Origin of the sequence: Inhella crocodyli, from assembly GCF_004004565.1 — a bacterium.
Classification (GTDB): Bacteria; Pseudomonadota; Gammaproteobacteria; order Burkholderiales; family Burkholderiaceae_C; genus Inhella; species Inhella crocodyli.
Genome location: NZ_SACM01000002.1, coordinates 113,850 through 134,980 on the forward strand (window position 1 = coordinate 113,850; position 21,131 = coordinate 134,980).

At 68.0% G+C, this 21,131-nt stretch carries 19 protein-coding genes; 17 read left to right on the forward strand and 2 right to left on the reverse strand.

Annotated elements, in window-relative coordinates; genetic code table 11:
- The first annotated feature begins 12 nt into the window (after positions 1-12).
- The 13 genes from EOD73_RS08450 to EOD73_RS08510 all read left to right on the forward strand — a co-directional run bounded on the left by EOD73_RS08450 (position 13) and on the right by EOD73_RS08510 (position 13,614).
- Entirely contained in the window at positions 13-912 is a 900-nt protein-coding gene (locus EOD73_RS08450; RefSeq protein ID WP_127682563.1) for an SMP-30/gluconolactonase/LRE family protein, read from the forward strand.
- Positions 913-1,030: 118 nt separating this feature from the next.
- Positions 1,031-1,531, forward strand: a complete 501-nt coding sequence (locus EOD73_RS08455) for an ATP synthase subunit I (RefSeq protein ID WP_164846004.1) — start codon at positions 1,031-1,033, stop codon at positions 1,529-1,531.
- Between the two features lie 7 nt (positions 1,532-1,538).
- A complete protein-coding gene (atpB, locus tag EOD73_RS08460) occupies positions 1,539-2,417 on the forward strand; it encodes a F0F1 ATP synthase subunit A (RefSeq protein WP_127682565.1) in 879 nt (292 codons plus the stop codon).
- Between the two features lie 57 nt (positions 2,418-2,474).
- A complete protein-coding gene (gene atpE, locus EOD73_RS08465) occupies positions 2,475-2,744 on the forward strand; it encodes a F0F1 ATP synthase subunit C (protein ID WP_127682566.1) in 270 nt (89 codons plus the stop codon).
- A 36-nt stretch (positions 2,745-2,780) separates the two neighbouring features.
- The gene (locus EOD73_RS08470; protein WP_127682567.1) at positions 2,781-3,251 is read left to right on the forward strand and encodes a F0F1 ATP synthase subunit B; all 471 of its coding nucleotides are present in this window, start codon (positions 2,781-2,783) and stop codon (positions 3,249-3,251) included.
- A gap of 2 nt (positions 3,252-3,253) precedes the next feature.
- Positions 3,254-3,787, forward strand: a complete 534-nt coding sequence (locus tag EOD73_RS08475) for a F0F1 ATP synthase subunit delta (RefSeq protein WP_127682568.1) — start codon at positions 3,254-3,256, stop codon at positions 3,785-3,787.
- A gap of 37 nt (positions 3,788-3,824) precedes the next feature.
- Positions 3,825-5,378, forward strand: coding sequence for a F0F1 ATP synthase subunit alpha (gene atpA, locus EOD73_RS08480; protein ID WP_127682569.1), 1,554 nt, complete (start codon positions 3,825-3,827; stop codon positions 5,376-5,378).
- A 53-nt stretch (positions 5,379-5,431) separates the two neighbouring features.
- Positions 5,432-6,310 (forward strand): F0F1 ATP synthase subunit gamma, encoded by an 879-nt coding sequence (gene atpG / locus EOD73_RS08485; protein ID WP_127682570.1) that lies wholly within the window; start codon positions 5,432-5,434, stop codon positions 6,308-6,310.
- Between the two features lie 28 nt (positions 6,311-6,338).
- Positions 6,339-7,745, forward strand: a complete 1,407-nt coding sequence (gene atpD / locus EOD73_RS08490) for a F0F1 ATP synthase subunit beta (protein ID WP_127682571.1) — start codon at positions 6,339-6,341, stop codon at positions 7,743-7,745.
- A gap of 60 nt (positions 7,746-7,805) precedes the next feature.
- Positions 7,806-8,228, forward strand: coding sequence for a F0F1 ATP synthase subunit epsilon (locus EOD73_RS08495; protein WP_127682572.1), 423 nt, complete (start codon positions 7,806-7,808; stop codon positions 8,226-8,228).
- A gap of 79 nt (positions 8,229-8,307) precedes the next feature.
- On the forward strand, positions 8,308-9,153 hold the full coding sequence (locus EOD73_RS08500; protein WP_127682573.1) for a D-hexose-6-phosphate mutarotase: 846 nt from the start codon (positions 8,308-8,310) through the stop codon (positions 9,151-9,153).
- A 118-nt stretch (positions 9,154-9,271) separates the two neighbouring features.
- Positions 9,272-12,805, forward strand: a complete 3,534-nt coding sequence (locus EOD73_RS08505; protein ID WP_127682574.1) for an alpha-1,6-glucosidase domain-containing protein — start codon at positions 9,272-9,274, stop codon at positions 12,803-12,805.
- Positions 12,806-13,023: 218 nt separating this feature from the next.
- Positions 13,024-13,614 carry a DUF4114 domain-containing protein gene (locus tag EOD73_RS08510; RefSeq protein WP_127682575.1) on the forward strand — a complete coding sequence of 197 codons (591 nt, stop codon included), beginning with the start codon at positions 13,024-13,026 and terminating at the stop codon, positions 13,612-13,614.
- Between the two features lie 78 nt (positions 13,615-13,692).
- Here EOD73_RS08510 and EOD73_RS08515 read toward each other — a convergent pair whose 3' ends face one another.
- Positions 13,693-14,661 carry a TFIIB-type zinc ribbon-containing protein gene (locus tag EOD73_RS08515; RefSeq protein ID WP_127682576.1) on the reverse strand — a complete coding sequence of 323 codons (969 nt, stop codon included), beginning with the start codon at positions 14,659-14,661 and terminating at the stop codon, positions 13,693-13,695.
- A gap of 17 nt (positions 14,662-14,678) precedes the next feature.
- On the opposite strand from EOD73_RS08515, the gene EOD73_RS08520 reads away from it, so the two are divergent.
- From EOD73_RS08520 to EOD73_RS08535, 4 genes are all read left to right on the forward strand, one after another.
- A complete protein-coding gene (locus tag EOD73_RS08520; RefSeq protein WP_127682577.1) occupies positions 14,679-15,467 on the forward strand; it encodes a hypothetical protein in 789 nt (262 codons plus the stop codon).
- A gap of 44 nt (positions 15,468-15,511) precedes the next feature.
- Positions 15,512-16,606, forward strand: coding sequence for a uroporphyrinogen decarboxylase (hemE, locus tag EOD73_RS08525; RefSeq protein WP_127682578.1), 1,095 nt, complete (start codon positions 15,512-15,514; stop codon positions 16,604-16,606).
- Positions 16,607-16,888: 282 nt separating this feature from the next.
- Positions 16,889-18,979 carry a primosomal protein N' gene (locus EOD73_RS08530; RefSeq protein WP_127682579.1) on the forward strand — a complete coding sequence of 697 codons (2,091 nt, stop codon included), beginning with the start codon at positions 16,889-16,891 and terminating at the stop codon, positions 18,977-18,979.
- 88 nt (positions 18,980-19,067) lie between these two features.
- Positions 19,068-19,832 carry a hypothetical protein gene (locus EOD73_RS08535; protein ID WP_127682580.1) on the forward strand — a complete coding sequence of 255 codons (765 nt, stop codon included), beginning with the start codon at positions 19,068-19,070 and terminating at the stop codon, positions 19,830-19,832.
- Position 19,833: 1 nt separating this feature from the next.
- On the opposite strand, the gene glgC is transcribed toward EOD73_RS08535, so the two are convergent.
- Positions 19,834-21,108, reverse strand: coding sequence for a glucose-1-phosphate adenylyltransferase (glgC, locus tag EOD73_RS08540; protein WP_127682581.1), 1,275 nt, complete (start codon positions 21,106-21,108; stop codon positions 19,834-19,836).
- Positions 21,109-21,131: the final 23 nt, after the last annotated feature.

The window sequence follows — 21,131 nt, forward strand, 5'->3', positions numbered from 1 at the left end:
CACAATCGTCGGATGCACACCGACGACCTTCGCCCCCTCAACGACCACCGCTGCCTGCTGGGCGAATCGCCCCTGTGGCACCCCGACGAGCAGGTGCTCTACAGCGTCGACATCCCCGGCCGCCAGGTGCTGCGCTGGCGCGAGGGGACGGACGCCCCCGATGTGTGGCCGATGGAAGCCGAGCCCGGCTGCATCGCGGCCCGGCAGGGCGGGGGCTTGGTGGTGGCCCGACGCGACGGCTTGTTTGCCTTGGACACGCAAACCGGGCGCTTGAGCGCGCTGGCGCCGCCGCCCTACGACCCTGCCGCCCAGCGCTACAACGACGGCAAGCCCGACGCCGCCGGGCGCCTTTGGGTTGGCACCTTGAGCGACGCCCGTCGCCCGGAGGCGGCCCTCTACCGCATCGACGCGGGCGGAGCGACGCCCATGGTTCAGGGCATCACCGTGGGCAACGGCTTGGCCTGGAGCCCGGACGGCCGCACGTTGTACGCCAGCGACACCAAGGCCCACACGGTGTACCGCCAGCCTTTTGATGGTGCGACGGGGGCCTTGGGCCCGCGCGAAGCCTGGGTGCAGTTCCCCGAGCGGGACCCCGCCCAGCCGCTCGCGGCCTACGGCGGTCGCCCCGACGGCGCGGCCGTCGACGCCGAAGGCTGCTACTGGGTGGCGATGTTCGAAGGGCAGCGACTGCTTCGCCTGTCCCCAAAAGGCGAGGTTCTGCAAGTGCTGCCCCTGCCCGTGCGCTGCCCCACCATGCCTTGCCTGGGCGGCGCCGACGGTCGAACCCTGTTCATCACCACGGCCCGCGACAAGCGGCCGGCCGACGAGTTGGCCGCGCAACCCTGGGCGGGTGCGGTATTGAGCGTGCGCGTTGACGTGCCGGGCTTGCCCGCGCATCGGTGTCGGCTCTAAGCCCCAGTAGGGAGCCGGGTCAAAGGTCACGGTCGGTAACTACGGGTTTCCACATATACTCCTTGGGTTTTGCTGACCGGCCCTGCCGAGCCAGCCACCGCCTGACCCTGGAGACGCTGTGAGCAACCGACCGCAACACTCGGTGCGTCCTGACGATCCATGGGCCCAGTCGGGGTTGGAGTCGGAGCCCGTCGCCCCATGGACTGCGCAGCAGGTCCAGGCCCTGGAGGCGCGAGACCCCTCGCGCTCACCGTGGTGGGTGGTGCGGGTGCAGGCGCTGGTTGGAGGATTGTTGGCGCTGGGGTGGTGGCTTTTGGGCACCGAGCCGGCGTCGCAGGTGCGCTCCGCGCTGTGGGGCGCGGCTGCGGTGGTGTTGCCCCATGCCGTCATGGCTTGGGGCCTGCGTCGCCGGGCTGCCGTCGCAGCGCAGGCACTCCTGCAGTTCCTCGTGTGGGAACTGGTGAAAGTGGGCCTGGCCCTCGCCATCTTGGTGGCGGCGGTCTGGCTGGTGCGCGATTTGAGTTGGCCGGCCCTGCTGGTGGCGCTGATCGCGTGCTTGAAGGTACATGTGTGGGCCTTGTGGATGTTTGCAAGGCCAGGCCAACGAACAAACCCGTGAAGCGACGATGAGCAGCGAACAGCACGCGCCCAGCGCCGGTGAGTACATCACCCACCACTTGCAGCATCTGCAGAAGAACTTCTCGTTCGAGAGCGTCAAGCAGACCAGCATCGTTGACTTCAGCCTGTTCAACCTGGACTCCCTGGTGTTCGGCAGCCTGTTGGGCCTGATCGCCGTGTGGTTCCTGTGGGTGGGTGCGCGTCGCGCCACCTCGGGCGTGCCCGGTCGCTGGCAAGCCGCCGTCGAGATCCTGTTCGAGTTGGTGGACAACCAGGCCAAGAGCGTGATTCACAACGCCAACAGCCGCCGCGTGGTCGGTCCTCTGGCGCTGGTCGTGTTCGTCTGGATCTTCGCCATGAACTTCATGGACATGCTCCCGGTGGACTGGCTGCCCAAGCTGTGGGCCAACGCTTACGCCGCCGCGGGGCACGACCCGCACCACGCCTACCTGCGCGTCGTGCCGACCGCCGACCTGTCCACCACGCTGGGCATGTCCACCTTCGTGCTGCTGGCCTGCCTGTACTACAACATCAAGATCAAGGGTGCTGGCGGCTGGGGCCACGAGTTGATCGCGGCGCCGTTTGGCGACCACTGGGCGCTGTGGCCCTTCAACTTCCTGATGCAAATGATCGAGTTCTTGGCCAAAACCGTGTCCCACGGCATGCGGCTGTTCGGCAACATGTTTGCCGGTGAACTCGTCTTCATGCTGATCGCCCTGATGGGCGGCGCCTGGGCGCTGAATGCCACCGGCATCAGCCTGGCCATCGGTCACGTGTTCGCGGGGACGATCTGGACGTTGTTCCACATCCTCGTGATCGTGCTGCAAGCGTTCATCTTCATGATGCTCACGCTGATCTACATCGGTCAGGCGCACGACGCCCACTGATCTTCGTTTCCCTGTTTTTTTGTCCCTGTTCCCTTCTCATTTCTTGGAGATTTCAAAATGAACGACATCCTCGGTCTGGTTGCTCTGGCTTGCGGCATCATCGTTGGTCTGGGTGCCATCGGCGCTTCGATCGGCATCGCCCTGATGGGTGGCAAGTTCCTCGAGTCGTCGGCCCGTCAGCCTGAGCTGATGAACCAGCTGCAAACCAAGATGTTCATCTTGGCCGGTCTGATCGACGCCGCCTTCCTGATCGGTGTGGCCATCGCCCTGCTGTTCGCCTTCGCCAACCCGTTCGCTGCCACTTTCCTGGCGACCGTCGCGAAGTAATCACCGCTCCCTTTCACGCTTGAAAGGAACGAAGCCGTGAATATCAACGCAACGCTGTGGATCCAGTGGATCCCGTTCGCGATCTTGGTGTTGGTGACCGCCAAATTCATTTGGCCGCCCATCGCCAAGGCGCTGGACGAGCGCGCCGCCAAGATCGCCGACGGTCTGGCGGCCGCTGACAAGGCCAAGAGCGAACTGGCCACCGCCAACAAGCGCGTGGACGAGCAGTTGGCCCAAACGCGCACCGAAACGACCAAGCTGCTGGGCGACGCTGAGAAGCGCGCCGCCGCGCTGATCGAAGAGGCCAAGCGCAAGGCCGAAGAAGAGGGCGCCAAGATCATCGCCGCTGCCAAGGCCGAGGCCGAGCAGCAGGTGGTCCGGGCCCGCGAGGCCCTGCGCGAGCAGGTGGCCGTGCTGGCCGTCAAAGGTGCCGAGCAGATCCTGCAGAAGGAAGTCAACGCCGGCGTTCACGCCGACCTCTTGGCCCGCCTGAAGACGGAGCTGTAAGCATGGCCGAACTCGCCACCATCGCCCGTCCGTACGCCGAGGCCTTGTTCCAAGTCGCGCAGCGGCACGACCTGAACGCCTGGCGTCAGCAGATCGACGCGCTGGCCCTGGTGGCTGGTGACGCCGGCCTGCGCCAGTTCGCCGATCACCCGAAGACCGCGCCCGCGCAGGTGTTCGACGTGATGGTCGAAGCGGCCAAGCTGCCCCTGGCCGACGGCATGCGCAACTTCCTGCGCGCTGTGATCGACAACGGGCGCTTGGATGCGCTGCCGGCCGTGGCCGAGCAGTTCCATCGCCTGGTCAGCCAAGCGCAAGGCGTGGCCGAAGCGCAGGTGGAAAGCGCCTTCCCGCTCGACGCCGCGCAATTGGCTGAACTGGTCGCTGTGCTGGAAAAGCGTTTCGATCGCAAGCTGACGGCCGCCGTTTCGGTGCAGCCCTCGCTCATCGGCGGCGTTCGCGTCACCGTGGGCGACGAAGTGCTGGACACCTCGGTGCGCGCGCGCCTCGAGCGCATGAAGACCACGCTGACCGCCTGAACCTCAACCACCCGGTCCGACCGGGCGGAGACACGACATGCAACTGAACCCTGCAGAAATTTCTGAACTGATCAAGAGCCGCATCGAAGGCTTGGCCCCGAGCGCGGACATCCGCAATCAGGGCACCGTGGTGTCGGTGTCCGACGGCATCGTCCGCGTCCACGGCCTGTCCGACGTGATGCAGGGTGAGATGCTGGAGTTCCCGGCGGACGCCAGCGGTCAGCCCAGCTTCGGCCTGGCCCTGAACCTGGAGCGCGATTCGGTCGGCGCCGTGATCTTGGGTGCTTACGAGCACATCTCGGAAGGCGACACCGTCAAGTGCACGGGCCGCATCCTGGAAGTGCCCGTCGGCCCCGAGCTGATCGGCCGCGTGGTGAACGCCCTGGGTCAGCCCATCGACGGCAAGGGCCCGATCAACGCCAAGATGACGGACGTGATCGAAAAGGTCGCCCCGGGCGTGATCGCCCGTAAGTCGGTGGACCAGCCGGTGCAGACCGGCCTGAAATGTATCGACACGATGGTGCCCGTGGGCCGCGGCCAGCGCGAGCTGATCATCGGCGACCGCCAGACCGGCAAGACCGCGGTGGCGATCGACACGATCATCAACCAGAAGGGTCAGAACATGACCTGCGTGTACGTGGCCATCGGTCAGAAGGCCTCGTCCATCAAGAACGTCGTGCGCGCTCTGGAAGCCGCCGGCGCGATGGAGTACACGATCGTCGTCGCCGCCTCCGCCTCGGAATCGGCCGCCATGCAGTACGTGTCGGCCTACTCGGGCTGCACGATGGGCGAGTACTTCCGCGACCGCGGCCAAGACGCGCTGATCATTTACGACGACCTGTCCAAGCAGGCCGTGGCCTACCGCCAAGTCTCGCTGCTGCTGCGCCGCCCGCCGGGCCGCGAAGCCTTCCCTGGCGACGTGTTCTATCTCCACAGCCGCCTGTTGGAGCGTGCCGCTCGCGTGAACGCCGACTACGTCGAAGCCTTCACCAAGGGCGAGGTCAAGGGCAAGACCGGTTCGCTGACGGCCCTGCCGATCATCGAAACGCAAGCCGGTGACGTGTCGGCCTTCGTGCCGACCAACGTGATCTCGATCACCGACGGTCAGATCTTCCTGGAAACCAACCTGTTCAACGCCGGCATCCGTCCCGCGATCAACGCCGGTATTTCGGTGTCGCGCGTCGGTGGCGCTGCGCAGACCAAGCTGATCAAGGGCTTGTCGGGCGGCATCCGCACCGACTTGGCGCAGTACCGTGAACTGGCTGCTTTCGCGCAGTTCGCCTCGGACCTGGACGCGACGACGCGCAAGCAACTGGACCGCGGTGCCCGCGTGACCGAGCTGCTGAAGCAGGCGCAGTACCAGCCTCTGCCCATCAGCCTGATGGCCGCGTCGATCTACGCCGCGAACAAGGGCTACCTGGACGACATCGACGTCAAGAAGGTGCTGTCCTTCGAGCACGGCTTGCACCAGTTCCTGAAGACCAGCCACGCTGCGTTGCTGGCTTCGCTGGAGCAAAAGCAAGCCATGGACAAGGACGCCGAGGCCGAACTGAACAACGCGATCGCGTCGTTCAAGAAGTCCTTCGCTTGATCTGACGACCTAGAACGCGGGGCGAAAGCCCCGCGCTCCAACCAGGAGACGCTATGGCGGCAGGCAAGGAAATCCGCAACAAGATCAAGTCGGTCGAGAACACCAAAAAGATCACCAAGGCCATGGAGATGGTCGCGGCGGCCAAGATGCGCAAGGCGCAGGACCGCATGCGCACGGCGCGCCCGTACTCCGACAAGGTCGCGGCGATCGCGGGTCACCTCTCGATGGCCAACCCCGAGTACGTTCACGCGTTCATGCAGGCGAACGACGCGGGCAAGCCGGTCGGCATCGTCATCGTGACGACCGACAAGGGCCTGTGCGGCGGCTTGAACACCAACATGCTGCGCGCGGTCACGACCAAGCTGCGCGAGATCGACGCTGCCGGCAAGAAGGCCGAAGTCGTGGCGATCGGCAACAAGGGCCTGGGCTTCATGAACCGCATCGGCGCCACCGTCGTTGCCCATGCGACCCAGTTGGGCGACACGCCGCACCTGGACAAGCTGATCGGTCCGGTGAAGGTGCTGCTGGACAAGTACGCGGCCGGCGAGCTGTCGAGCGTTTACTTGTGCTTCACGCGCTTCGTCAACACGATGAAGCAGGAGCCGGTGCTGCAGCAGCTGCTGCCGCTCTCCAGCGAGAGCCTGCAAGAGAAGGCCAAGGCGGCCCACGCCTGGGACTACCTCTACGAGCCGGACGCCCAAACGGTGATCGACGAACTGTTGGTGCGCTACACCGAGTCCCTGGTCTACCAGGCGGTGGCCGAGAACATGGCCAGCGAGCAAAGCGCGCGGATGGTCGCCATGAAGGCCGCCACCGACAACGCGGGCACGCTGATCAAGGAACTCAAGCTGGTCTACAACAAGACCCGCCAGGCTGCGATCACCAAGGAACTCTCGGAAATCGTCAGTGGCGCCGCCGCCATCGGCGGTTGAGCACGACACGCAAGACAAGGAAATTCAAATGACTCAAGCTCAAGGCAAGATCGTTCAGTGCATCGGCGCCGTGGTTGACGTGGAGTTCCCGCGCGACCAGATGCCCAAGGTCTACGACGCCCTCAAGATGGACGGCTCGGCCCTGACCCTGGAAGTGCAGCAGCAGCTCGGCGACGGCGTGGTTCGCACCATCGCGCTGGGTTCGTCCGACGGCCTGCGCCGTGGTTCCGTGGTCTACAACACCGGCGACACGATCCGCGTGCCGGTGGGCAAGGCCACCCTGGGCCGCATCATGGACGTGTTGGGCAACCCCATCGACGAGCGCGGCGAAGTCAGCCACGAACTGACCGCCTCCATCCACCGTGCCGCCCCGGCCTACGACGAGCTGAGCCCGTCGCAGGACTTGCTGGAAACCGGCATCAAGGTGATCGACTTGATCTGCCCGTTCGCCAAGGGCGGCAAGGTGGGTCTGTTCGGTGGCGCCGGCGTGGGCAAGACCGTGAACATGATGGAGCTCATCAACAACATCGCCAAGGCCCACTCGGGTCTGTCGGTGTTCGCCGGTGTGGGCGAGCGCACTCGCGAAGGCAACGACTTCTATCACGAGATGTCGGACTCCAACGTGGTCGTCCAGGAGAACCTGAGCGAGTCCAAGGTCGCGATGGTCTACGGTCAGATGAACGAGCCCCCGGGCAACCGCCTGCGCGTGGCCTTGACCGGTTTGACCATGGCCGAAGCCTTCCGCGACGAAGGCCGTGACGTGCTGTTCTTCGTGGACAACATCTACCGCTACACCCTGGCCGGTACCGAAGTGTCCGCACTGCTGGGCCGCATGCCTTCCGCCGTGGGCTACCAGCCGACGCTGGCCGAAGAAATGGGCCGCCTGCAAGAGCGCATCACGTCGACCAAGGTCGGCTCGATCACCTCGATCCAGGCCGTGTACGTCCCTGCGGACGACTTGACCGACCCGTCGCCGGCGACCACCTTCGCCCACTTGGACGCGACCGTGGTGTTGAGCCGCGACATCGCCGCGCTGGGCATCTACCCCGCCGTGGACCCGCTGGACTCGACCTCGCGCCAGATCGACCCGAACGTGGTCGGCGAAGAGCACTACAAGACGACCCGCGACGTGCAGGCCGTTCTGCAGCGCTACAAGGAACTGCGCGACATCATCGCGATCTTGGGCATGGACGAACTGTCGCCCGAAGACAAGCTGGCCGTGGCCCGCGCGCGCAAGATCCAACGTTTCCTGTCGCAGCCCTTCCACGTCGCCGAAGTGTTCACCGGCGCGCCTGGCAAGTACGTGCCGCTGAAGGAAACCATCCGCGGCTTCAAGATGATCGTGGCCGGCGAGTGCGATCACCTGCCCGAGCAAGCCTTCTACATGGTCGGCACGATCGACGAGGCGTTCGAAAAGGCGAAGAAGCTCCAGTGATGGGCCAGGGACCGCAACCCCGCGGTCCCGACTTCGACTTCAAACGCTAAGGAACAGTAAATGGCAACGATTCACGTCGATGTGGTGTCCGCCGAGGAGAGCATCTTCTCGGGCGAGGCCAAGTTCGTCGCGCTGCCGGGTGAAAACGGCGAGCTCGGCATCCTGCCGCAGCACACCCCGCTGATCACCCGCATCAAGCCCGGTGCGGTGCGCATTCAGCGCGCCGACGACGGCCAAGAAGAGTTCATCTTCGTGGCCGGCGGCATCCTGGAGGTTCAGCCGCACAGCGTGACCGTGCTGGCCGACACCGCCGTGCGCGGCAAGGACCTGGACGAAGCCAAGGCCGCCGAAGCCAAGGCCGCCGCCGAAGAGGCGCTGAAGAACGCCAAGAGCGACATCGACTTGGCGTCGGCCCAGGCCGAGCTCGCGTCCTTGGCCGCCCAGATTGCCGCCGCCCGCAAGCTGCGTGGCATGAAGCACTGAGTGCATCGCATCCCCTGACAAAGCCCGCCTTTGGCGGGCTTTGTTGTTTGTTCAGTCCGCCCCGAGTCGAGCCCAGACCATGAATGCCTTGCCCCCCAACGAAGCGCTCGTCCACCTTCAGTCGCCCGATGGTTCGCGGGCCACGGTGCTCCTCCATGGGGGCCACCTTGTCAGCTGGATCCCGGCCGGTGGTCAGGAGCAGCTCTACCTGTCGCCCCAGAGCCGATTCGGCGCGGGCGCTTCGGTGCGCGGTGGCGTGCCCGTGATCTTTCCGCAGTTCGCCGAGCAGGGGCCAGGCCCTCGCCATGGTCTCGCGCGCAACCGCCCCTGGCAGGTGGTGCAGCAAGACCGCGGGCGCGACGACGCCCTGCTGGTGCTTCGCCTGCAAGACGACGAAGCCACCCGCGCGGCGTGGCCGCACGCCTTCGCCTTGGAGCTGACCGTGCGGCTGACCGCGCAGCAACTCGACCTGGAGTTGGCGGTCGACAACCTGGGCGACCAGCCGTTCGACTTCCAGGCGGCCTTGCACAGCTACTGGCGTGTTGATGCCCTGACGCACACCGTGGTGCAGGGCCTGCAAGGCTGTCGCTACCAGGACCAAGTCGCGGGCGGCGCTGAGGGCGTGCAGCACAGCAGCCGGTTGGAGCTGCTGGGACAGGGGCCGATCGATCGCATCGTCCACGAGGTCCCCGGGGGGCTGGGCCTGACGGAGATGGGACCGCCGCCGGCGCGCCGTCTCGCCCTGGCCTTCGAGGGCTTCGAGGACGCCGTGGTGTGGAACCCGGGCCCGCAGCACGGGCTGTCCGACCTGCCGGCTGACGGGTGGCAGCACTTCGTCTGCTTGGAAGCCGCGCAGATCCAGCGGCGGATTCACTTGCCGGCTGGCGAGAGCTGGGTCGCCCGCCAAAGCGCCCGTTGCGTGTAGTTTCAATACGGTTTTATCTCTTTTTCGCAGTAAAGCCGACACGGATTGGCGGGAAATCCCGCCTATCGCGATGTAGTTTTGTTTCATTAGCATCCACCCTCCGAACAATGGGGGCGGTATGGCGAAGCTGGGTTGGCGACAGTGGATGGCGGTCTTGGGCCTGGGCATGGTCCTGGCAGGCTGCGGCGGTGGGGGTGGCGGCGGCGCTGAAGTGCCGCCCCCGGCGCCCACCCCGCCGGCGCCCGACGCCCGCTTGGTTCAAGGCAACGCTGCTTTCCAAACCGTGTTGGCCGCCGAACAGCCGGCGCCCCCTGCGCCGCCGGCCGGCACAGACGCCACCTCGTTGACGATCCACTACCAGCGCACCGACGGCAACTACACCGGCTGGCAGGTGCACACCTGGGGTGCTGCCGAGCCCTCCGTCTGGAACGAGGGTCGCAACCCCACCGGGCAGGACAGTTTCGGCGCCGTGTACGAGGTGCCGCTGAAGGACAAGACCGGCAATGTGGGCTACCTGTTCCACAAGCTGGACGACAAGGACCACGGCGGGGCCGACCAGAGTTGGACGCTGAAGCCGGGCAAAAACGAGATTTGGCGCAAGCAGGGCGACGCCACGACCTACACGAGCCCGCCCAGTGGACCGGCCGCCGCGCCCGACATCACGACGGTGCGGGTGCACTACAAGCGCTTCGCGGGCGACTACAGCGCCTGGGGCCTTCACCTGTGGCCCAGCAGCGGCATCGACGTGGCCCGATTGCCAGGGCTGACGCTGGACCAATGGAGCAACGCGGTGTCGTTCAGCGCCATGCCGGCCTACAGCGCCGGCAGCGGCGAGGTGGTGTTCGACCTGCCGGTGCTCAACCCCAAGCTGGACAGCAGCCGCACGGCTGTCGAGTTCATCATCCACGGCAAGTCGCCCAACGAGAACGACAAGGACGGCCGCAACGACAACATCCGGGTCACCTTCGCCAACCTGTCGATCAGTGGCCAAGTGGGCCAAGTCTGGTTGGTGCAGGGCGATGCCACGGTCTACACCGCGCCGCCCGACTTGCGCCGCGTCAGCATCGCCGACGCCCGCGCTTTCTGGCTGAACAAGCAACTCATCCAGTGGCCGACCAACGACGGCACGGGCAGCGTCAAGCTCTACCACTCGGCCCAGGCCAAGCTGGTCGTTGGCAAGGGCGTGGCCGTGAGCGGTCACGACGGCGCCGTGACGCTCGAGCCCTTCACCGGCACCGTGCCGGCCGCCGTGGCCGAGCGCTTCAAGTGGATCGGCGCGGGCGCGCGTTTCAAGCTGCCCGACGCCCAGGCGGTCAACCTCGGCACCCTGCTCAAGAGCCAGGTGGTCATCGTGCAAGAGGACGCCGACGGCAAGGTGCAAAACGCCACCACCCTGCAGACCCCGGGGGCCTTGGACGACCTGTACGCGGCCGCGGCCAACGTCAACGACCTCGGCGTGACCGTCGCCGGCGGCAGCACCCGCTGGAAGCTGTGGGCGCCCACGGCGCAGAAGGTCTTGGTCTTTACCTACCCCAACGCCACCGGCGACGCCGAAGCCGTGCACGAAGCGAGCTTTGACGCCGCCACCGGCGTGTGGACGGCCAACGCCGCCAGCGACTTGACCGGCAAGACCTACAAGTTCGCCGTCGAGGTGGTGGTGCGCGGCGTGGGCCTGGTGCGCAACCTCGTCACCGACCCCTACGCCGTGGCGCTGACCGCCGACGGCAAGCGCGCCGGGGTAATCAGCCTGTCCGCCGCGAACACCAAGCCCGCCGGCTGGGACGCGAGCTCGCCGCCGGCCAAGGTGGCGGCCACGCCCGACATGAGCATCTACGAGCTGCACGTGCGTGACTTCTCGGCCAACGACGCCAGCGTCAGTGCCGCCAACCGCGGCAAGTACGGTGCGTTCACCGAACCGGCCGCCAACGGCATGAAGCACCTCAAGGCCCTGGCCGATGCTGGCCTGACCGACGTGCACCTGTTGCCCGCCTTCGACTTTGCCTCCGTGCCCGAGGTGGGCTGCACCTCGCCCAGCCCCACGGGCGGCCCAGCCGACGAAACGCAGCAAGCGGCGGTGGGCGCCACGGCCAGCGGCGACTGCTTCAACTGGGGCTACGACCCGCAACACTTCAACGCGCCCGAGGGCTCGTACAGCAGCGACGCCAACGACCTCGTCAAGCGGGTGGTCGAGTTCCGCGCCATGGTTAAGGGCCTGCACGACGCCGGCCTGCGCGTGGGCATGGACAAGGTCTACAACCACACCAGCACCAGCGGACAACGCGAACGCTCGGTGCTGGACCGCGTGGTGCCGGGCTACTACCAGCGCCTGAACGCCGACGGCAAAGTGGAGACCAGCACCTGCTGCGAAAACACCGCCACCGAGCACCTGATGATGGGCAAGCTGATGAGCGACTCGGTGCTGCTGTGGGCGCGCGAGTACAAGATCAGCTCCTTCCGCTTCGACCTGATGGGCCACCAGCCCCGGGCCGCGATGGAAGCGATCAAGGCGCGCTTGAAGGCCGAGCTGGGACGCGATGTGCAACTGCTGGGCGAAGGCTGGAACTTCGGCGAGGTGGCCGACGGCCGCCGCTTCGTGCAGGCCAGCCAGCTCAGCCTGAACGGCAGCGGCATCGGCACCTTCAACGACCGCCTGCGCGACCAGGTCCGCGGGTCCAGCTTTGGCGAGGGAACGGGCTTCGTGGGCAACCAGGGCTTCGTCAATGGCGCCTTCTACGACCCCAATGCCCACGGCGGCGGCAAGAGCCGCGGCGACCTGATGTGGGCCAGCGACGTGATCAAGGCCGGCCTGGCTGGCTCCATCCGCAGCTACGTGTTGACCACGCACTGGGATGCCACGCAGCGACTGGACGCCCTGGGCGGCCAGACGATCGGCTACGTGACCGATCCGGGCGAGGTGGTGAACTACGTCGAAAACCACGACAACCACACCCTGTTCGACCTGAACGCCTACCGCCTGCCGGTCACGACGAGTCGCGAGGACCGGGCCCGGGTGCAAATCCTGGCGGCGGCCCTCAACACCTTCGCCCAGGGCGTGGCCTACTTCCACGCCGGCATCGACACCCTGCGCAGCAAGAGCGGCGACCGCAACAGTTACGATTCGGGCGATTGGTTCAACCGGATCGACTGGACTTACGCCGACAACAACTTCGCCGTCGGCGCCCCGCCCAAGGGAGAGAACCAGGCCAACTACGCGGTGCTCAAGCCGCTGCTCAGCAACAGCGCCATCAAGCCCACCGCCACCGAAATCGCCTGGACGCGCGACGCCTTCCGCGACCTGCTGAAGATCCGTGCCAGCACCACGCTGCTGCGCCTGCGCACCGCCGACGACATCAAGGCGCGCTTGCGCTTCCACAACACCGGCAGCAGTCAGGAGCCGACGGTCATCGCCGCCAGCATCGACGGCAGCGGCTATGCCGGCGCCAACTTCGCCGAGCTCGTGTACCTGGTGAACGTCGACAAGACGGCCAAAACCCTGACGGTCGATGCGCTGAAGGCCAAGGGCTTCCAGTTGCACCCGGTGCACCGCGCTGCGGGTGCCGCCGACCAGCGCGTGGCCGCCGGCGCCAGCTACAACGGCGCGACCGGGGCCTTCACCGTGCCGGCACGCTCGGCCGTGGTCTTTGTTCGGTAAGCCCTCGCGGCTTCACCCTGGAAAGGGGCAGGTGGGTGGGCCACCTGCCCCTTTTTCTTGCCCCCTCGAATGGGCGTGTCGGCCGGTCTGACAGGTCCTCGACTGGGTCCATGGGGGCGGCGGCAAACGCTCGGCGGCGCCATCGGATCGGAGGAGCTGGCCCGCTTTGTGCTTCATCGTGCCAGCTGTTTCTCAAAGACTCTTTCAAATCCTTCACCATGATCCAGACCTTCCGCCGTCACGTCGCTGGCCTGTTTGCCGCCCTCTCCCTCGCCGCTGCTGGCACCGCCTCGGCCGCGCCCGTGCTGGGCGCCCAGCTCTACTGGCAAGGCGGTGACGTCACCATCGAAGTGCAGGCCACTTCGGCCGGCTTCACCAGCGAGTTGCGCTTGTTCAATCCGAACGCCACCAGCACCTTCATCGCCTACAACGCCCCCAACGGCAACCCCGTCGGCACCACGGTGACCCTGAACACCGCTTGGCTCGACACCCTGTACAACGTGGGCGACGAGCTGAAGTTCGGCATCTACGTGACCAACACCGGCAACACCTTCTACCTGGGCTCGGCCGCGCGCAACGCCGACGGCGTGATCCACGGCACCATCGACAACACCGCCCGCGCGGGCTGGCTGCGTGTGGGTTTTGAAGACCTGTACGGTGGTGGCGACCGCGACTACGACGACAACGTGTTCGACTTCCGCGGCAGCGTGCGCACCACCGCCCAGGTCAGCGAGCCGGCCGCCCTGGCCCTCGTCGGCTTGGCCTTGGTCGGCGCCGGCTTCGCCCGCCGCCGCGGCCAACGCGCCTGAGGCAGAAGGCGCCACTGGAGGGCGCACTGGCTCGAACCATGACGGCCCCTTCGGGGGCCGTTTTTCATGGGCGGCGCTTCAGCGCCACCACCAAATGAGCACCAGCAGGCCCAGCACACCGCTGTAGCGCCACAACTGCGCCACCCAGCGTGGCGCGCCGAGTTGCTCCAGCGGGTCGTCGTCGCGGCGTGTGAACCGGGTCAGGCGGGCGAGTTGCGTGTCGCGGTGGTCGCCAGGGCGGCGCTCGCGCGGCACGAACGTGGGCCGCTGCCGCGCCAGCGCCAAGCGGCGCTCGGTCTCGGCGTCGTGCCAGCGAACCTCCGCCTGGTCCAGCAGGGGGTTGAGGTCCACGAGCGCGGGGGCGATGGCCGGTTGCCCACAGCTGCGGCAGGCCAAGTCCTCGTTGGGGTCCATGGCCGCGCCGCAGGCCACGCAGGCCCAGGAAAAAGGTTGACCCGCGGGCTTGGGGGTGGGCTGTGCGGCGTCGTTGGCATGCCGCAGGCCGTGCATCAGGCGGGGGACGTCGATCACGACCAAGGGGCTGTCGCAATAGCGACAGCGCTCGGTTTCGCCCCGGGTGGGCGCGCCGCAGTTCAGGCAATTCAGCGGGTGCTCGCGCGACGACCAGGCCGCGCGTTCCGCGGGCAACAGCCCGCGCACGAAACCGCGCTCCGCCAGCACCCCGGTGTGGCTGTGCAGGTGGCCGTGGCGGTTCGGGCACTCTTGCATGACGAACTCGCCATAGCGGCTGCGGTTGTGCACGGCCTTGAGCGGGCTTTCGCAGTGCGGGCAAGCGGGGGGGCTCGGCCGCGCCGGGGGCAGCGCGAGACCATTGCCGTCTTGCAGCAGGCGGATGAGTCGCGCCCAGCCCAGCCCCGTCAAGGCCACCGACTCGTGCGCGTCAAACCAGACCAGCCGGCAGCCGTTGCAGTGGTCCACCTCCACGGTGCGCGCGTGCAGCACCGGCAGGACATGCCGGTCCATGCGGCTGTCGCAGCGGGGGCAGGGCAGGGCACTGGGGCTGGGCGATGGGGTGTCGGGCGGCATGCAGCGATGATCCTCCAATGCAACCCCTTCACGACGCCTTGCATGGGGCTTTGCGCCCTGCCCCGCGGCCGGCGCTCACCCTCGGTCCTGCGTTGGTGCTGGGGGCGGGCGGCTGGCTCGGTTCGGCCATGCTGTCCCAGGTGCTGGCCGCGGGCCACGCACGCGTGGGCGCCTGGGTGCGCCAACCCATGGCCAGCACGCACCGCGGCTTGGTGGCCGTGCCCGAGGCCGTGTGGCAGGCCCCCACCCCGGCCCAGCGCGAGGCCTGGGCCGGGGCCACGGCCTACCTGGTGCTCGAGCGCGCGGGCCTCGTGGGCGCCCGCGACGCCGTGTTTGCCGCGCCCCAGGCGGCCGACTTGCTGCCGCTGGCTCGGCAGCTTCGGGACTTGGGGGTCGCGCGTCTCGCGGTGGTGCTGCCGCATGCGGCGAACAGCCTGCCCGAGGCCTTGCGACATGGTTTCGCCGACGCCGACGAGCACGCGCTGTCGACCCTGGGCTTCGACCAGCTGCTGCTGGTGCGCAGCAGCCGGGACGCCGCCGCGCTACCGCCCGGCACCCCTTGGTGGGACCGCCTGGCCGCGGCCTGGTGGTCGCAACTGCGATGGATCGTGCCCGATGCCGAGCGCCCGCTGCGCTCGGTGGCCTTGGCCCGTGTGGTGGTGGCGGCCGTGCGCCTCTTGCGCGAAGCCCCGCCTGGCGTGCGCGTCTTACCCCAGGGCGTGGCCAGCCGGGCGGCGCATGCCGCCGAGGGCGTCGAGCCGGTCCTGCGCACCTGGCTCGCACTGCCCCAGAAGAACGGGGCTTGAAGCACGTCAAGGCGGCCCGGGAAGGGCGCCGGGATAATCGCCCGATGGCTTTCGCACCCCTCCAGAACGACACCTTCCTGCGCGCCGCCCTGCGCCAGCCCACCGACCACACGCCCCTGTGGCTGATGCGCCAGGCCGGACGCTACTTGCCAGAGTACAAAGCGACGCGGGCCAAGGCCGGCAGTTTCATGGGCCTGGCCACCTCGCCGAATTACGCCACCGAGGTGACCCTGCAGCCCCTGGAGCGCTTCCCCCTGGATGCCGCCATCCTGTTCAGCGACATCCTCACCGTGCCCGACGCCATGGGCTTGGGCCTGAGCTTCGGCGAGGGCGAAGGCCCGCGCTTCGCCAAGACGGTGCGCGACGAGGCCAGCCTCAACGCCTTGCACTTCGACCTCAACAACCTGCGCTACGTCTTCGATGCGGTCACCAGCATTCGCCAGGCTTTGGGGGGCAAGGTGCCTTTGATCGGCTTCGCCGGCAGCCCTTGGACCCTGGCTTGTTACATGGTGGAAGGCCGCGGCAGCGAGGACTACCGCACCGTCAAGACCTTCCTCTACAGCCGGCCCGACCTGATGCAGCGCCTGCTGGACACCTTGGCCGATGCCGTGGCGGCCTACCTCAACGCGCAGATCGACGCCGGCGCCCAAGCCGTGATGCTGTTCGACAGTTGGGGGGGCGTGCTCAGCCACGACGCCTACCTGCGCTACGCCCTTCCGGCCAGCCAGCGCGTGCTGCGCCAACTGAAGAAGACCGGCGCCGATGGCGAGCGCGTGCCGCACATCCTGTTCACCAAGGGCGGCGGCCTGTGGCTGCAGGAGCAAAGCGAAACCGGCGCCGACATGCTGGGCCTGGACTGGACCATGGACCTCGGCCGAGCCCGGGCCCTGACCCAAGACCGCGTGGCCCTGCAAGGCAACCTCGACCCCATGGTGCTGTTTGCGCCGCCCGAGACCGTGGCCGCCGAGGCGGTGAAGGTGCTGGACAGCTTTGGCCGCCCGCAGCGTGCCGATGGCCGCTGGGGCGGGCACGTGTTCAACCTGGGCCATGGCATCAGCCAGCACACCCCGCCCGAGCATGTAGCGGCCCTGGTGGAGGCCGTTCACGGCCACTCCCGCCGGCTCCGGCAGGCGCAGTGAGCGCCCGCTAACGCGGGGGTGCCTCGAGGGCGCGGCGCTCGATTTGTCCCCAGTTCAGGCCATCCAGGTTTTGGGGCATCGGGTTTCCCCGATTGCGCCACGAATCGATCTCTAAGTGCATGATTCACATGTGCTTTTCAGATTGATGCAAACGAACGGGCCGATTCGCGCTAGCACGAATCGGCCCCGAATCTTTCCCCGGGTGGTGTTTGTGCACAAAGTTATCCACAGCCGGCGCCAGGCCTGCAACCCCCAGTTGCATCAAGCACTTGTGACGTTTTTGTGAACGAATCCACAGCTCCAAGCGCCCGTCGACTGCGGGTGGCCGTGCCCACGCCGCAGCACGCGGGCTTGGCCGGCCTGTTGGATTACGAGCACCCCGACGCGCTGCCGCCGGGCAGTCTGGTGCGCGTGCCCCTGGGCCGACGCCAGGTGCTCGGCATCGTGTGGGACGACGGCGACCCCAGCGAGGCGCCCCCCGACCTGAAGCCGGTGGCCGAGGTGCTGGCCCTGCCCCCACTGGACGGGGCTTGGCGCGCCCTGCTGGGGTTTGCGGCCGCCTACTACCAACGCGGCTTGGGCGAAATGGCCCTGGCCGCGCTGCCCACTGCCCTGCAGCAACTGGACAACGCCCAATTGGCCCGGCGACTCAAGCGCAAGCCGGCGGCGCCAGTCACCCGCGAGGCCGGCGCCAGCGCCGCCGCGCAGGCGCCGGTGCTCAACGCCAGCCAGCAGGCCGCGGTCGCGGCCGTGCAGGCGCAACTCGCGCTGCCGCCCCAGGCGCCCCGTCCGCCGCTGCTGCTGTGGGGCGTCACCGGTTCCGGCAAGACCGAGGTCTACCTGCACGCGGCGGCGTTGGCGCTCGCCGAAGGGCGGCAGGTCCTGGTGCTGGTGCCCGAGATCAACCTCACCCCGCAGCTCGAGGCCCGCTTCGCCGCGCGATTCGGGGCCGAGCGCATCGCCACCCTGCACAGCGGGCTCACGCCGCCGCAGCGCTTGCGGCACTGGCTGGCGGCGCACGCAGGCACGGCCACCATCGTGCTGGGCACCCGCTTGGCCGTGCTCGCCTCCTTGCCCCGTCTTGGGCTGATCGTGGTCGACGAAGAGCACGACGCCAGCTTCAAGGCCCAAGACGGCGCACGCCAAAGCGCCCGCGACCTGGCCGTGCTGCGCGCCCACCAGGCCCGCGTGCCGGTGATGCTGGGCAGCGCCACGCCCAGCCTGGAGAGCTGGCACAACGCGCAGCAGGGGCGCTACCTGCGCCTGGACCTGCCCGACCGCGCCGCCGGCGGCGCCTTGCCGAGCTTGCGCGTGCTCGACCTGTCGCAACAGCAGCGCCCCAAGGGCCTTCGCGGCCCTGGCGCCACGCCGCCGCCCGTGGCCCAAGCGCTGTTGGATGCCATCGAGCAGCGCCGCCAGCGCGGCGAGCAGAGCCTGCTGCTGCTCAACCGCCGCGGCTACGCGCCCGTGCTGCACTGCGGCGCCTGCGCCTGGAAGAGCGCCTGCCCCCACTGCACCGCCTGGCGCGTGTTCCACAAGGCCGACCGCACGCTGCGCTGCCACCACTGCGGCTTCACCGAGCCGGTGCCCCGTGCCTGCCCCGACTGCGGCAACCAGGACATCGCCCCGATCGGCCGCGGCACCGAGCGCCTGGAAGAACAGTTGCAGGCCCTGCTGCCCGAGGCGCGCATCGCGCGGCTCGACGCCGACACGACCAGCCAGGTCGGCAGCCTGGAGCGGCAATTGGCCGCCGTGCACGCTGGCGAGGTGGACGTGCTCGTGGGCACGCAAATGATCGCCAAGGGGCACGACTTCCAGCGCGTCACGCTGGTGGCCGCCCTCAACCCCGACGGCTTGCTGTTCAGCAGCGACTTTCGCGCCCCCGAACGCCTGTTTGCGCTGCTGCTGCAAGCGGCGGGCCGTGCCGGCCGCGCCGGCGGGCGGGCCGAGATGTGGCTGCAGACCGACCAGCCCAAGCACCCGCTCTACCTGGCCCTGGCCCGGCACGATTACCCGGCCTTTGCCGCGAGCCAGTTGGCCGAGCGCGAGGCGGCGGGCCTGCCGCCCTACGCCCACCTGGCCTTGTTGCGCGCCGACAGCAAGGACCCCGACACGGCGCCCGCCTTCTTGCAAGCCGCGGCCGAAGCCGGGCAGGCTTTGAGCGGCGAGCAAGCAATCGCCTGGTACCCGCCCGTGCCCCACCCGGTGGCCCGGGTGGCCGACCACTGGCGCTGGCAAATGCTGGTCGAAAGCCCGCAACGCGCCGCCCTGCAGCGCGTGCTGGCGCAGTGGGTGCCGGAACTGCACGCGCTGCGCCGCGCCCACAAAGGCTTGGCCCGCTGGGCCATCGACGTCGACCCCTCGGCCATTTGAGCGGCGGCTGTGCCCTCGGAGAGCGTGTCACCAGGGTGTCACGCCAGCGCGGCAGCATCCCGGCTCTTTCGACCGCCCAGGAGTGTTCATGTCGCCCGCCGTTCCTCGCCGCCATTTGCTGCTGATGCTGGCCGCGGTCACGGGGCCGCGGGTCGTGCGGGCACAAGCCGCCACCACCGACATGCTGCTGCAAGCCGTGATTCTTCGGGCCGGCATGGAGCGCCTGGTGAAGCTCGAGTTGGAGCACCGGGTCTTGAAGCAAGACCGTGCCCGTCTGGCGGCGGAGAAGGAGCGCCAGCGGTTGCAGCGCGCCATGGAAGCACTGAGCGCCCCAATCAAAGGGCTGACGGGTCGGCGCGAAGCCCAAGTTCAGCGCGCGGTGTTGGATGCCGGTGATTTGCTGGCCAACCTCGGCCAGCCAGTGGCGGCTTTGGTGGGGGCCAGCGAAGCGCTCGCGGCCCGATTGGGGTTCGTCACCACGACCCTGTCGGGTGTCGCGACCGATCCTGACCGTGCCACGCTCATCGACCTGTTGGCTCGTGCCAGCGCCACCGCATTGCGCCTTGGCAAATTCAACTTTGCCGCCTTGGTTGCCAGCGCGGCCAGCTCCGATGTCAGTGTGTCGGCGCAGCAGGTGTCGGGCGAGTTCCGTGCGGCATTGGAAGCGGTTGCCGCGCAAAACCTGGATGAGCGCGGCCGTGCTGACCTGAAGCTGGCCCAAAACCAATGGCTGTTGTTGAGCCACGCCTTGGGCCCGACTGGGCTGGCCAAGTCGCCCGAGCGCCTGGCCGAGGTGGCCACCACCACCGACCGCATTGCCGAGTCGATGCTGGCGCTGGCGCGGCGCGTTTGAATCAGCGAATGAAGTGCACGGTCTGCCCGAGCATCTCGGGCGTGACCAGGGTGACGCCCTTCTCGGTGACGTGAAAGCGCTGGCGGTCGGCGTCGGGGTCGACGCCGATCTGCAGGCCGGGCGGGATGACGCAGCGGCGGTCCACGATGCAGCGTCGCAGCACGGCGCCGCGGCCGATGTCGACCGCGGGCAGGATGACCGAGTCCTCCACCGAGGCGTAGCTGTGCACGCGCACGCCGTTGAACAGGACCGAGCGGCGCACGCTGGCGCCGCTGACGATGCAGCCGTCGGCCACCATCGCGTCCACGGCTTGGCCGCGCCGGCCGTCGTCGTTGAACACGAACTTGGCCGGCGGGCTCTGCGGCTGCCAGGTCCAAATGGGCCAGCTGTGGTCGTACAGGTTGAGCTCGGGGGTGACGGCGACCAGGTCGAGGTTGGCCGCCCAGTAGGCGTCCAGGGTGCCCACGTCGCGCCAGTAGGGGGGCTTGTCCGGTTGGCCCAAGGCGCTGTCGGCCAAGCGGTGGGCTTGCACGCGATAGCGTTGGACGGCGTGGGGGATGAGGTCCTTGCCGAAGTCGTGGCTGGACTTGGGGTCGTCGGCGTCGCGTAGCAGTTGCTCGAACAGGAACGCGGCGTTGAACACGTAGATGCCCATGCTGGCCAAGGCCACGTCGGGGCGGCCGGGCATGGGGTCGGGCTGGGCGGGCTTTTCGGTGAAGCGAATGACGCGTTGGCTGGCGTCCACGGCCATCACGCCAAAGTCGCGGGCCTCGGCCACGGGGACTTCGATGCAGCCCACGGTCATGTCGGCGCCGCTGGCCGCGTGCTCGGCCAGCATGCGGCTGTAGTCCATGCGGTAGACGTGGTCGCCCGACAGCACCATGACGTACTCGGGGCGCGCGCGCCGGATGACGTCCAGGTTCTGGAACACGGCGTCGGCCGTGCCGCGGTACCAGCGCTCCTCGTCGATTTGCTGTTGCGCGGGCAGGATCTCGATGAACTCGTGGAAGCGGCCGTCGAGAAAGCTCCAGGCTTGCTGCAGGTGGCGGATGAGGCTTTGCGCCTTGTACTGCGTGGCCACGCCCACGCGCCGGATGCCGCTGTTGACGCAGTTGCTGAGCGTGAAGTCGATGATGCGGAACTTGCCGCCGAAGTGCACGGCGGGCTTGGCGCGCCAGTCGGTGAGCTGGTGCAGTCGGCTCCCGCGCCCCCCGGCCAGCACCATGGCGTAGGTGCTGCGGGTCAGGTGGCTGGTCAGGCGGGCGGACTCGGGCATCGCGGACTCCTGGCAAACGCAGA

Bases quoted from the DNA above. Each gene is read 5' to 3' on its own strand.
- EOD73_RS08450 (WP_127682563.1), top strand. From the start codon at position 13: ATGCACACCGACGACCTTCGCCCCCTCAACGACCACCGCTGCCTGCTG.
- atpB (WP_127682565.1), top strand. From the start codon at position 1,539: ATGAGCAGCGAACAGCACGCGCCCAGCGCCGGTGAGTACATCACCCAC.
- atpE (WP_127682566.1), top strand. From the start codon at position 2,475: ATGAACGACATCCTCGGTCTGGTTGCTCTGGCTTGCGGCATCATCGTT.
- EOD73_RS08475 (WP_127682568.1), top strand. From the start codon at position 3,254: ATGGCCGAACTCGCCACCATCGCCCGTCCGTACGCCGAGGCCTTGTTC.
- atpA (WP_127682569.1), top strand. From the start codon at position 3,825: ATGCAACTGAACCCTGCAGAAATTTCTGAACTGATCAAGAGCCGCATC.
- atpG (WP_127682570.1), top strand. From the start codon at position 5,432: ATGGCGGCAGGCAAGGAAATCCGCAACAAGATCAAGTCGGTCGAGAAC.
- atpD (WP_127682571.1), top strand. From the start codon at position 6,339: ATGACTCAAGCTCAAGGCAAGATCGTTCAGTGCATCGGCGCCGTGGTT.
- EOD73_RS08495 (WP_127682572.1), top strand. From the start codon at position 7,806: ATGGCAACGATTCACGTCGATGTGGTGTCCGCCGAGGAGAGCATCTTC.
- EOD73_RS08500 (WP_127682573.1), top strand. From the start codon at position 8,308: ATGAATGCCTTGCCCCCCAACGAAGCGCTCGTCCACCTTCAGTCGCCC.
- EOD73_RS08505 (WP_127682574.1), top strand. From the start codon at position 9,272: ATGGCGAAGCTGGGTTGGCGACAGTGGATGGCGGTCTTGGGCCTGGGC.
- EOD73_RS08510 (WP_127682575.1), top strand. From the start codon at position 13,024: ATGATCCAGACCTTCCGCCGTCACGTCGCTGGCCTGTTTGCCGCCCTC.
- EOD73_RS08515 (WP_127682576.1), bottom strand. From the start codon at position 14,661: ATGCCGCCCGACACCCCATCGCCCAGCCCCAGTGCCCTGCCCTGCCCC.
- EOD73_RS08520 (WP_127682577.1), top strand. From the start codon at position 14,679: ATGCAACCCCTTCACGACGCCTTGCATGGGGCTTTGCGCCCTGCCCCG.
- hemE (WP_127682578.1), top strand. From the start codon at position 15,512: ATGGCTTTCGCACCCCTCCAGAACGACACCTTCCTGCGCGCCGCCCTG.
- EOD73_RS08535 (WP_127682580.1), top strand. From the start codon at position 19,068: ATGTCGCCCGCCGTTCCTCGCCGCCATTTGCTGCTGATGCTGGCCGCG.
- glgC (WP_127682581.1), bottom strand. From the start codon at position 21,108: ATGCCCGAGTCCGCCCGCCTGACCAGCCACCTGACCCGCAGCACCTAC.